The organism is Bacillus mesophilus, assembly GCF_011008845.1.
In the GTDB taxonomy this organism is placed as follows: Bacteria; Bacillota; Bacilli; order Bacillales; family SA4; genus Bacillus_BS; species Bacillus_BS mesophilus.
Genome location: NZ_JAAIWM010000003.1, coordinates 438,357 through 450,689, shown reverse-complemented (window position 1 = coordinate 450,689; position 12,333 = coordinate 438,357). Strand labels below are relative to the sequence as shown.

Here is a 12,333-nt window from a genome sequence, read left to right as displayed (position 1 = left end):
TTACTGCCCATAACTTGTCCTCAAATGTAAATTTAGCCATAAAAAAAACTGCACCTCCATTGTTAGTTTTTTGTCTAACAATTTTGGTGCAGTTCAATGATCACCGAGTTTTTTTCAAAGGAATTGTTTTAGTATAATTCATGAACCAGCCTATTGCTGATTTCTGATAATGGCTGGTTTAAGTATTGGTGAACTAAGTACTTCATTTCTTGCATGTTTAAGTTTAGTAATTCAGTTTCTTTATTTGTCTCAAGAGAGTATCTCATTAGCTTATAGCTGTTTGGCTCTGTTGTTTCTACTAAATAATCCACATACTTTCCATTACCACTTGGAATAATGGATACGATATTGTGATGTTTGGAAGTGATTCTTGGTTGAACTTGGCCGTCTTTAAAAGTAGTAACATATTCTTTACCCGCATCACCTGCCACTACATAATACACCTTATGAACAGTATCATAGATAGGTGTTGACGCATGGTTCTCTAATTTTAATATGTTATTTTGCTTATGATCTATTACATAAGTAGATATTCCTTGTTCTTCTACAACCTCAAGGAAGCCTAATGAACTTGCTTCTGTCCCAACTAATTTATTGAACAATGGTTTATTCTTAAAATCTAGCTTAAATTCTTTATCAAAAGAGTTAATTTTAATTTGTTGATCTGAAACATCTATGGTTATAGTCTTATTTTCGTCAATTATCATTTCCATGCTTCCGTTGTCTATGGATGATGCTTGATATTCATCACTTGCCGACATGTTCACTGCATATCCTTTTAGTATTGAATCTATATGCTTAAAATCGATTGCGATATCAGTTACTTCCTTTGTACCGCTTTCGTTGATATGAGTAAGGGTACGCACATTCCATTCTTTATTGTTATGTTCAATTGTGTATAGAAATGATCCCCTCTCATCCTCCCAAAAAATATAAGCGGGCGCACTTCTAGTTTCTTGTATAGGCATTTTGACGAACATGGAAGGTCGAATATCCTTCGTGCTCAGAATACTCTGTAACTCACGAAAAGCAGTTGTTCCTTTCAAGTTTTCAGCAGACTGATAATTTTCTAACGTTAGATTATATAGATTCTCGATTCTACTAATCGTTTCTTGTTCTTTCACATCAATTGCTGCTGAAGAACTGCTAGACTTTTCACCCTGAGAGAAAGTCGATTCTTTTAAAGTACCTTCTGAAGTAGTGAACATGAAAAAAGCAATTGTTAATACAGCGATAGTTGCTGTAGCAGGAACAATAGAACGGAAACGGGAGAAAAAGGTAGGCTGTTGTATTTTTTTATGTAACCATCTTCTCATTTCCTCCTGATCTTGAAGAGATAAAGAGATTGAGTTTAATTCTTGAAAATTCTCCTCAAAAGGCTTGCTCACTTTCTTTGAACTCATAACCTAAACCCTCCTTAGAAATTTCTAACTTTAGAGCTTGAAGTCCTCTTAATAAACTAGACTTTACCTTAGCTTCCGAGCATCCTAATATTTCACTAGTTTCCTTCGTTGAAAACTCCTTGATTTTTCGTAAAATAATAACCTCTTGGTGATTCTTCTTAAGTCGTGATAACGCTAAATACAAAACCTTTGTATCTTCTTTAAGAGAAAGTAATTCATCAGGTAACAAATAATCCGGAGTATCACCCGTGCCTACACGAAATCTTAAAAGATCGCTTCTTTGCTTCTTTCGTAAATAATCATTGATCGTATTACGAGTAATCGAGTACAACCAAGTCTTATACTGAGCTAATCCATTAAATGATTGAAGTCCTCGATAAGCCTTGTAATAGGTATCCTGAATAATATCCTTTGCTTCTTCTTTATTACCGGTTCGTAGCAAAGCATAGCGATACAATTGTTCACTATACTGCTCATATAACTCATGAATAAATTGTTCACTTTCTGACGATTTCAATGTCTCACCTCCATTTTCTAAACTATTAGACGCTGCGAATAAAAAAACGATTCGGGACAAGGGGACAGGTACCTTGTCCCACTCAAAAAATTCGTGCTAATTTATGTACTAAATTAAGGTTTTATTTCACACAAAAAATGGAAAGGAGTAATCTCCTTTCCATTCTACAATAAAATTTGTTATATATTTACACTTCGACCTCAATGCCATATTCTTTAAAAGCCTCTTTCATTTCTTTCTTGGCTACTTCTTCATCGTCACCGTGAACTTCTAATTTATATGGAGACGATTTCGACAATAAGGATACGGTTAATCCAAGGAAGCTCTTAACATCAACAATTTTATTTTCGACATGTAAAACAATACTCGATTTAAAATTATTTGCTGTCTGGACGATCGTAACCATATCTTTTGCATTAATTCTACCTGACTTCATGGCATTATTTACTTTAACTGCGTCGGAAAATTTCTTGAAATCCAATGTTTTTCCTCCCAATCAATGGTTTTATTCACAATTTTTGTTTACCTATAAACAGTTCTGAATAGCAAGTAAAGCATTGCATCCTTTAAAACCAATTGTATTTAAAATTTTGGATAAAATAACTGAAACTAATTAATTTTTCAGAGGTTTCGTTAACTAAAAGTAAGAAGAACGGTGATTTTACCATTTACATACAATTGTGACTTTCCCCAATTTGACCTCAATGTAAACCTACGCTAAAATATAGATATAAGTTCATATGAAATTCCCAAAGGGGAGTAGCGATATAATAAAGTCGTCAATACGGGAGCAATCCCCGGCTTTATTAGCAATTTTAAAATTGTAGCGAGACCTTTGTCAGTACGTTCTAGATCTGGCAAAGACTCTTGTTTCAAGGTCTTTTACTGGATACTAGTGAAAGGCCTTTTTTATATTGTAGCAAGTATATGTTTAGTGTAAGTTAGGCAGAATTTTAAATGATAAAGGAGCTTGATGAGATGAGAAAATCACTAATCAGTTTAGCAATATTAGCTGCAGTCTTACTGTCGGGATGTTCGGTAGTGGAGGATTTAAATAATTCATTAGAGTATACAAATCAAGCAATGGAGCATGTTGATACCTGGAATAGCTTTGGTCAGGAAGCTCCGCAGTTAATCCAGAATGCAGCGACGAACCCAGAGGCAAAAGCTGAGCTTGAAGCAAAGTTAACAAATCTAATAGCTGAAATAGACGAGTTTAACCAGTTAGAGCCTCCAGGCATTGCAGAGGGCATTCACCAACAAATTGTTGAGAAAAATGAAGCGCTAAAAGGGGTCATTGAAAATGCCATGGTTAATGGCGAAGTAGCATTGGAAAAACTAGAGAATTCGGAGTTGCTAAAATTAATCAATGAGGTTACAGAACTGAGAAATATGATTGAGGGATTAGGGGCCTAATAGGATAGAAACGAAAAGCCAGGGGAACGGTCTCCTGGCTTTTCATGTGCTCGTTAAGGGAAAGAACTTGGAGGGGCTGAATAGGGACAAAGTACCTGTCCCTCTGTCCCACCAAGGGAAACTCCTGTCCCAGCTACCTCCTCATTACCTGCAGCAATAAATCCCCCTTAGGTCTTAAAGTAATCAACGGTTGGGCTTCTACGGTTTGATTTGGATAGACAGGGGAAACGGTAAATTTCTGCAGCACGGTTGCTAAGACTATTGTGGCTTCAAGCATGGCAAAGTGGTTACCAATGCAGACTCTTGGTCCACCACCAAATGGAAAATAAGCGTAGGGTGGTATGGTTTTAAGAAAGTCTCCTTCAAAACGTTCAGGGATGAAGGTGTTAGGTTGATCAAAGAATTCTTCTGAACGGTGGTTGATATATGGACTAAACAATACATTTTGCCCAGCTTTTATTTTAATATCGCCAATCTCCACGTCATCAATTGCTGTTCTTCCAAATAACCAGGCAGGTGGAAAGAGACGAAGGCTTTCATTAATGATGTTCTTTACATACGTAAGCTTCTCTGCGTGCTCTAACTGCAACGACGAATCTCCTACGACCCGATCAATTTCTTCTTGTGCTTTCTGTTGGACTTCTGGATGTGTGGCTAGTAAGTATAGTGCCCATGACATCGCATTGGCGGTTGTCTCGTGTCCTGCGAGAAAAATAGTCATGGCTTCGTCACGAATTTGTTGATCGTTCATATAGCTTTCGTCTGTTTCGTCCTTTGTCTTGAGCAGGATGGCTAACAAATCCTCGTATTCACTGTAGGGTAACGTTCTTCGGTGTTCAATGATTCCATACACCACTTCATCTAATATATGAATAGCCGCTTTAAATCGTTTATTTTCTGAAGTAGGGATCCGATAAGGGACTCTTATAAGAGAACGAATTCGTTTCGTCGCGATATGCATCGCATCATCAATTGGCTGACCAATACTTTCATGACTTTCTTGCACATCCATACTAAACATCGTCTTACAAATAATGCCTAACGCAATATTCATCATATCCACATTGATGGAGCGTGTATCCTGGTTTTGCCATTGTTCAACTGCCTTAGAAGCAACTGAACTCATACTCTCTGCATAGTTTTGAATAGTAGACTTTTTAAAAGAAGGTTGCATCATTCTTCGTTGCCGCATATGGACATCGCCTTCACTCGTTAGTAGGCCTTCCCCTACAAGTGGCATTATTTCCTTAAACTGATTTGATTTTTCAAAAGAGCTTGCTTTTGTCACTAGAGCTTCCTTTACCAAATCGGGGTTCATCAGTACATAAATGATTCGATTCGCAAAACGCACTTTTGCTACGTCTTTATAATCACTTCGAAGTTTATCTAGAAATTGTAATGGATCCTCCCGAAACTCAAGTAAATTTCCTGCAATGATCTTCCCTTTAGGCCCTTTAATAGTACTCATCCTGTCACCCTCTTATGTATGTTCTCTTACTATTCATAGCGAGGTAGGAGTGGACGTATGACAATTATTTGAGGAGGATAATAAGCAATTGAAGGCAAGAATGATAAATTGAGTAGCAGGATATAAATCTTTTCATAAGTGTTGTTGTAGTTTCAATTCCTCTACCTACTAATCCTAAGTAATTAGTAGGATGCTATTCTATCTATATATGATATGATAATTCATTTGTCACTGATAATTTCCCCTGGGACAGTAAACCTGTCCCCTTGTCCCGCGAAATTTATCGACAAAATACGACATTTATTCCGGAAATCCCCCGTTAATATATTCAGTTTTCCATGACAAAAGTAGCACGGATTCGACAAAATACGACTAATTTCTTTGGGTTATAAACTAAATATTTCCAATTATCTGTAGAATCAGTGCATATAAACTAATACTCTTATACCCTAGTACTAAAACTAGTAATTTAGTATAGTGTAAATATTGAAAATTTTTAGTGAATTTTCATGAGAGAATTCGTAAAAGGAGGAAGTACATGTTAAAGAAGATTTCTGCAATTTTACTAGTTTTATTTGTAGCATTTGGTAGTAGTGGTTTTGCTACAGGTGGCATTGCACCACAGCAACTAGATCTACAAAAGCCAAAGCTACAAAACACGACATTTATTCCTACTGATTTACAAGATATTGATCCTAATAAAAAGGTTCGTGTCATTGTTGAATTAGATGGGGATACCCCTGTTGAAGTAGCAACTAAAAAGGGGAAAAAGTACGATAAGCTTTCTAAAGGTGAAAGAAAACAACTAGAAAAGGCTGCTAAGAACAAACAAAATGCAGCTAAGGATAAAATTAAAGGTAAAAAGATTGATATTGAATACCTTCAAGAATTCAATGCGATCGCTAATGGATTTAGTGCCAACGTAAAGTATGGTGACATTGAATCTATTAAAGAAGTAACAGAGGTAAAAGCAGTTTACCTTGCAACTGAGTATGAGCTTCCAACAGAAGAAGCTGAAATGAAGTATAGTAAAGAGTTGGTTCAAGCTCAACAAGCTTGGCGTGACTTTGGTTACGATGGTGAAGGTATGGTAGTAGGGATTATTGACTCTGGACTTGATCCGAATCATAAGGATTTCCTATTAACGGACTCTTCTAAAGCTGAATTATCTAAGGATGAAGTTAATAGTGTAATTGCGGAGTTTGGTTTACCGGGTTACTATGCTAATGAAAAAGTTCCTTACGCTTGGAACTATATGGATAACAATGATGTCATTCTTGATACCAATGCTGACACGGCAATGCATGGTATGCACGTAGGTGGAACAGTTGGAGCAAACGGTGATGAAGAAAATGGCGGTATTAAAGGTGTGGCTCCAGAAGCACAACTATTAGCATTACGTGTATTTGGTAATGACGTAGCAACGACTTATGGAGATATCTATATTAAAGCAATTGATGATGCAATGAAGCTTGGGGTAGATGTGCTTAACATGAGTCTTGGTTCTACGGCAGGATTCGTAAGTGCGGAATCTCCTGAGCAACAAGCGGTTAAACGTGCAGTTGATAACGGAGTAGTAATGTCTATTTCAGCTGGTAACTCAGCATATTTTGGAAATACCCATTTCTACCCATATGCATCTAACCCTGATTATGGAGTAGTCGGTGCACCTAGTGTTTCCTATGATTCTATTTCAGTAGCTTCATTTGAAAATACTTATATGGATGTAGATGCAGCTGGAGTTTCCATTGATGGTGGAGAGGCAGAACAAGTGATGTACTTATCTGCTGGTCAGAATGGACCAAGCGGTGAAGGGAGCTTTGAATTGGTTCATGCAGGTCTAGGAACTGCTGCTGATTTTGAAGGTAAGGACCTAACAGGCCAATATGCTTTAATTCAGCGTGGTTCGATTGGGTTTGTTGATAAAGCTCTAAATGCACAGAAGGCTAAAGCAGCTGGGGTTATTATTTATAACAATGCAAATGGAACGGTTAATATGGCAACTGATGCGGCCATTACGATTCCGCAATTGTTTATGTTAAAAGCTGATGGAGATCGCTTTGCGGCAGCATTAAAAGCTGGACAGACGGTTAAAGTTAGCTTCGGTGGAGAAAAACTTACAGTATTAAACAGTGCAGCAGGTAAAATGAGTGACTTCACTTCATGGGGAATTACACCTAACCTTGATTTCAAACCAGAAATCACTGCACCTGGTGGACAAATTTACTCTACTCAAGATAATAATGAATACGGAGTGAAGAGTGGTACATCTATGGCAGCTCCTCATGTATCCGGTGGTTCTGCACTAGTTTTACAACGTATTGATGAAGTGTTTGGATTTGAAGGTAGAGAAAGAGCAGAGCTAGCGAAGAAGCTATTAATGAATACTTCTCAACCAGTTGTTCTTGGAGGAGCTCCTGTTTCACCTCGTCGTCAAGGTGCAGGTTTAATGTTGCTTCATGCCGCGTTATCTACTCCTGTTACTGTAACTGATTCAACTACTGGTGAAGCAAAAGTAGCGCTTAAAGAAGTAAAGGACAATGTTGTAACATTCTCGTTAACAGCAGAAAACCTGTCTGATGAAGCAGTGACTTATAAAGTTAGTGCAAGTGCTCAAACGGATCTTCCAGTTGATGTATCCGGTTTCTCAGTAACTGCTTCTAATATAACTGGTGGAATGGAATTAGAAGGAGTTACAACAGTTAATGGTGAAGCTACTAGCTCGGTAGAAGTGCCGGCAAATGGTACAGCAACATTTGATGTAACTATCGATGTAACTGAACTAGACGAAGATCTTAAAACTAAGTTTATGAATGGATACTGGTTAGAAGGTTTTGTAAAACTATCTGACCCAACTGATTTAAATCCAGAGTTAGTTGTACCATATGTTGGATTCAAGGGTGATTGGAATGCAGCACCGATTTTAGATACTCCAATATGGGATTCTACTTCTTTCTACGGCTTAACAGGTTTGTTGGATGGTGGAGACTACAGTTTCCTAGGAGCTGACGCAGCTACTGGTGGCTTTAACCCAGAATTCAATGCCATCTCTCCTAATGGTGATGGTGAAAATGACAGTGCAACTTACCTTTTATCGCTCCTTCGTAATGCGAAAGAATTAGAATTTGAAGTGTTAAACGAAGACGGTGAAGTAGTAAAAGAAATTGCAACAGAAGAATTTTTCCGTAAAAACTACTACGATGGTACAGGACCAATGTATTACCTATACTCCAACTGGTCATGGGATGGAACTATGCATAACGGCAAACGTGCTCCAGAAGGTCAATACTACATGCAAGTAGAAGCGACACTTGACTTTGAAGGTGCTGAAGCTCAAAGCTTTACATTCCCAGTAAAACTTGACGTAACAACACCTAAAGTAAAAACAATGTTAAGTAGTGACGGCGAAACAATCACAGTAGATGTTTCGGATCGCACAAGTGGTGTTGCTTACTGGTATGTTCAAGTGAACGGTGAGCAAGTAGAAGGTGCAAAATATGTGAATGGTGAGACTTCACATACACTTGTTCAACCAGCTACAAAAGATCAAACAATTACAGTAGTTGCCGTTGACCATGCAGGTAACAAAACGACCAACGAAGTAAAAATCGGCAGCGAAGGCAACAATGGAGTTACAGGAAACAAGAGATAATGATTTGAACAAAAAAACGGTTCTTATGCTTCGTTGAAGCTCAGAACCGTTTTTTTTAGTAACTTCTGCTTATTATCAGGTTATGAAATACCTCATCACTTAGAGCATGTTGAGTTTTTTTCCAACAAGGATTTTACGGAGTTAATTCTACAGTTCCAAGCTTGTGCGATTGAACTATTACCTTATTTAAAAAAACTGAAGATTTTAACATTAACACTTTTCTCATTGTCTCATTCAAAAGTTTGTTGGTTTCGTATCAGTACATCAATAAATTAGGTATCTTTTCTGACCATTTTCATCAGACCCGGTACCTCATGCGGAGCTATGGAAGATTCCGAGAATTCTTCTTCTAAAATATGCCACCAATCATACATCTCAAAGTACACAAGGTCGAATAACATAATGCCATGTGTTTTGTTTATTATGGAACGTAAGCCCTTACGGAACTGTTCTGGGTCACCCTCGTATTGTTGTAGGTATAAGCTTCCATATACAAATGTTGATGAATTTACTGCATCCATTACGATGTCCGCAGATCCTTCAACGCTGTACCAGTCCGGATTTCCAACTTCGACTGCTTCCTCTCTAGTAACTTGTGTGAAATAGTTACCTGTCATTAAGAAGTCAAGAGATTCTGCATATCCAGTTTTATGGTAATCCGGACTTGCCCACCCAAAGTCTGGCTTATGTGTTTTACTCGCCCAGTTCACGCCCTCGCTATAATAGAGTGGATACCAAGCGCCTACATATGTGCTGAAAAACAGAGAGTCATCTTTACTATGAACAAGATTTTCCGCCTTATGGAAGAAGTTTTGAATGTTTCCGGCTCTCCATTCAATCCATTTCTGGTACAGTGGACCTTCGGTAATTTCTTGTCCTTCATCTGTGAAAGTTACGTCGAAAATATCAGTCGGCCAGTTTTCTACCTTTTTACCAATATATTTTTCAAACGTGTTTCTACTAAGGTCACTAAAGTCAGCGTAAATATTAGAGTATCTGGCACGATCTAATACAATTCCATCCACATCATAGTTGTCGATGATTTCTTCAATAATACTAAGTTCATAATTTTGAACATCTTCACGAATCGGATTTACGAACGTTGAGAATGTTGGATATTGTGATGCTGGAACAAACTCTGTTTTCGATTTTGATAGATCAATTCTTTGCCCTACCTTTACATTAGCTAGTAGCCATTTTCTTGCTTCACCATGTGCTGATAAAACACCTCCATTTTCAGGAACCTCAACAGCGGGTGCTCCATAAATTCTGTCGACTACCTTCGTAACAACACCATCAACTATTTGGGCTTCTACACCCCACTGATTCGCAGGGGAAACACTATGCTTTGTTGGTGTATATAAAACGAGTTGGTTTGATCCACGATCCGCATTTACTCCTGTAATATCAAACGTGCTACCATTTTCAGTTTCTGCCACTCTAGAAGCCATATAAAAAGTGGATTGCCATTCAGGGTTTTTATAAGCAGGTCCATCATCAAAATCATTGTTTCCTTCAGAGAATATGTTCACATTTGCATGAACTTTAATACCTTTTGCGTGCGCGGCCTTAATCACTTCACTTAATAAGTCATAGCCTTTTGGAAATTCTTTGTATGCAGGTATTTTAGAGTCGCTCATATGGGGAGCAATCTTACTTAAATATCCTACATTTCCTGTATAGTTTTTGACATCTAGAACGATCGTGTCGATGTTGGCTTTCGCTGTCTTATCTACAATGTTTTTAACCTTTTCAGGACTATCTAAATTTTTAATATTTGCTGATAAATCATACCAAAGAATTCTTGCCTTTTTCTCATCCTCATTCACAAGATTCTCTAATACTTTTACTCTAGAAGTATCATTCGTAGCAGATACCGGAAGGGCGAATCCGATTAATAATAAGGCACATAGAATCATACTTAGAAACCGTTTCATTTAAAATTCCTCATTTCTTTAAAAGTTTTGTAAGCCTTTTCAAGAATGGTGTTTAATTCAGTAATGTTATATGTAGGATTCAATGTTGTGAATGTCTTGTTTAATATCAAGATGAAAGGCTAATAGAAATGCTTTAGAAACGCTATCCTATAAATTTCCTCCTCCCCATAAAGTGGTAAAAGCCTATCATAATCTATGCTCGTGTTGGATATATTATCCATAAATTAACAAAATGTTGGATATATCCTTCGATATTGGTATATAAGAAAAATAAATAATCCGCAATGCCAGCCATATGTGTTGGGTAATCGTTAGGATTTTACATTTTTTACTTCACAGCAAGCGAGAGCGTAAGTAGTTATTGTGTTTTCAAGCTAAACTAGTAACGAGTGCTAAGTATTGCTTGGGTAGTATCATCTTTCGGTAACAACAACGCTCCTGTTTCATCTAACACTAAAAGAGTTGAACTAGAAATGGCAGGTATGTTTATATTAAAAAAGCCGCAACTAGTAACCTAGTTGCGACTCTCCTTTTCTATTTACTCATCTTCTTCTACTTCTTCCTCACCCATCCAGTATTGAAAAGGGAGATCATCCCAGAATGAGATATCAGCATCATTAATCGATCCATCAGCGATCGCTTTAACAGATGACTCTAGTGCTAATACTGATTGCTGGATTAAGTAACCATTGCTCTTTTGCCCTAGCACATAGGACTCATATTCGTGGTCTGACATTCCGCGCATTTCAAAGAGAAGGGTTGCAATGCCATATCTACTGGCAATGCCGTTTCTACCGATATTGTTACCAGTTCCACCTCGGTATTTACCAATCTTGCCCCATCCCTTAGCTTCGATTGCGTGATATACCACTGATCCTAGTTTTTTAGAGTTCTCAACAACAGTTGGATCTACTTCTTCATTTAATGGGTATAACATAGAACCCGAGACTAATTCACCATCAATCGCACTTCTAGTCCCTTGATGATGCAGGTCAATTAAGTAATCAATTTCATATTTCTCAAGTACATTTTCATAAAAAGCCCTTTGTTCTGGCTGCATCTCATGAATTGGTTTTGCATGTTCACGGTTTAAGTCAACTTCATTTGCATTGTAACGAGTAAGATGACGGTCCCCATCCGCGATATAGTTTTCGAGAGAGAAGTTCACATCACCCATTGCTCCATCAGGGTTAAGCATCGGAACAACAAGTATGTTCACATTCTCAAGAACACCCTTCACTTTATTCGCGCCTAAATGTTTGATGAATTCTAGTGCGCCCTCTGTTGCTAATTGCTCATTTCCATGTTGTTGAGTTAAAAAGAGGATGGTAGGATTTTCAGGATTTGAAATGTATTTAGCTAGGTAGATGTCTCTTCCTTTCACTGACTCACCAATAACTTCAAGCTCTAAAGCCTCTTGCTTTGCATCTTGAGTTTTTAGAAAGTCTACTAACTCTTCATGTGTATGTAGAATAGAAGTCTGGATCGATTCGTTTCCGTTATAATTTGGTCCGTTTCCTACTGCAAGTGCTGATGGTGCAACTGTCGTTAACGCTCCGAAAGCTAAAACTCCTGACAAAGATACAGATAAAACCTTCTTTTTCATCCAATTCCTCCTTTGAAATATTGTTTGCCCTGAGGATCTTGTAGGGCCTACCGATAATTGTATAAATAGAGTTGCTTTACGTTAATAGGGATAAATCACCAACTATTAAAACACCTCCTTTCTCAAGTTGAAATAAATGGGTTTTTGTAGAAATATAACGAAACATGTGGAGAGTAGTTCTATATAAAAAATAAGAAAATACTAAAATATAGGGATATTGGTGGTTGTTACTTGTTTTCAATTTTTGTCGAAGAGGATTGATGCAAAGTATATAAAAGTATGAAAACTGTAGTTGGAAAGTCATGATTATTGTTAGTCGTTAAAGGCACAGAGC

Annotated in this window: 8 protein-coding genes; 2 read left to right on the top strand and 6 right to left on the bottom strand. The window is 37.5% G+C overall.

Features of this window, described 5'->3' with window-relative positions; translation table 11 throughout:
* Positions 1-128: 128 nt before the first annotated feature.
* The 3 genes from G4D63_RS12070 to G4D63_RS12060 form a co-directional block, all read right to left on the bottom strand.
* The gene (locus G4D63_RS12070; protein ID WP_163179889.1) at positions 129-1,403 is read right to left on the bottom strand and encodes a hypothetical protein; all 1,275 of its coding nucleotides are present in this window, start codon (positions 1,401-1,403) and stop codon (positions 129-131) included.
* Positions 1,372-1,920, bottom strand: a complete 549-nt coding sequence (locus G4D63_RS12065; RefSeq protein WP_163179888.1) for an RNA polymerase sigma factor — start codon at positions 1,918-1,920, stop codon at positions 1,372-1,374. Before G4D63_RS12065 ends, G4D63_RS12070 begins: the two co-directional genes overlap by 32 nt.
* 187 nt (positions 1,921-2,107) lie before the next feature.
* Positions 2,108-2,401, bottom strand: coding sequence for an HPr family phosphocarrier protein (locus tag G4D63_RS12060; protein ID WP_420837816.1), 294 nt, complete (start codon positions 2,399-2,401; stop codon positions 2,108-2,110).
* Positions 2,402-2,898: 497 nt separating this feature from the next.
* Here G4D63_RS12060 and G4D63_RS12055 point away from each other — a divergent pair, with 497 nt between their 5' ends.
* A complete protein-coding gene (locus G4D63_RS12055; protein WP_163179887.1) occupies positions 2,899-3,336 on the top strand; it encodes a DUF6376 family protein in 438 nt (145 codons plus the stop codon).
* A gap of 133 nt (positions 3,337-3,469) precedes the next feature.
* Here the strand turns inward: G4D63_RS12055 and G4D63_RS12050 are convergent, their stop codons facing one another.
* A complete protein-coding gene (locus G4D63_RS12050) occupies positions 3,470-4,804 on the bottom strand; it encodes a cytochrome P450 (RefSeq protein WP_163179886.1) in 1,335 nt (444 codons plus the stop codon).
* A 538-nt stretch (positions 4,805-5,342) separates the two neighbouring features.
* Here G4D63_RS12050 and G4D63_RS12045 point away from each other — a divergent pair.
* Entirely contained in the window at positions 5,343-8,456 is a 3,114-nt protein-coding gene (locus G4D63_RS12045; protein ID WP_163179885.1) for a S8 family serine peptidase, read from the top strand.
* A 272-nt stretch (positions 8,457-8,728) separates the two neighbouring features.
* On the opposite strand, the gene G4D63_RS12040 is transcribed toward G4D63_RS12045, so the two are convergent.
* Positions 8,729-10,393 (bottom strand): alpha amylase family protein, encoded by a 1,665-nt coding sequence (locus tag G4D63_RS12040; RefSeq protein ID WP_163179884.1) that lies wholly within the window; start codon positions 10,391-10,393, stop codon positions 8,729-8,731.
* A gap of 538 nt (positions 10,394-10,931) precedes the next feature.
* Entirely contained in the window at positions 10,932-11,999 is a 1,068-nt protein-coding gene (locus tag G4D63_RS12035; RefSeq protein ID WP_163179883.1) for a M14 family zinc carboxypeptidase, read from the bottom strand.
* Positions 12,000-12,333: the final 334 nt, after the last annotated feature.

Coding starts and splice junctions, on each gene's coding strand:
- G4D63_RS12050 (WP_163179886.1), bottom strand. CDS start 4,804: ATGAGTACTATTAAAGGGCCTAAAGGGAAGATCATTGCAGGAAATTTA.
- G4D63_RS12035 (WP_163179883.1), bottom strand. CDS start 11,999: ATGAAAAAGAAGGTTTTATCTGTATCTTTGTCAGGAGTTTTAGCTTTC.
- G4D63_RS12070 (WP_163179889.1), bottom strand. CDS start 1,403: ATGAGTTCAAAGAAAGTGAGCAAGCCTTTTGAGGAGAATTTTCAAGAA.
- G4D63_RS12055 (WP_163179887.1), top strand. CDS start 2,899: ATGAGAAAATCACTAATCAGTTTAGCAATATTAGCTGCAGTCTTACTG.
- G4D63_RS12040 (WP_163179884.1), bottom strand. CDS start 10,393: ATGAAACGGTTTCTAAGTATGATTCTATGTGCCTTATTATTAATCGGA.
- G4D63_RS12045 (WP_163179885.1), top strand. CDS start 5,343: ATGTTAAAGAAGATTTCTGCAATTTTACTAGTTTTATTTGTAGCATTT.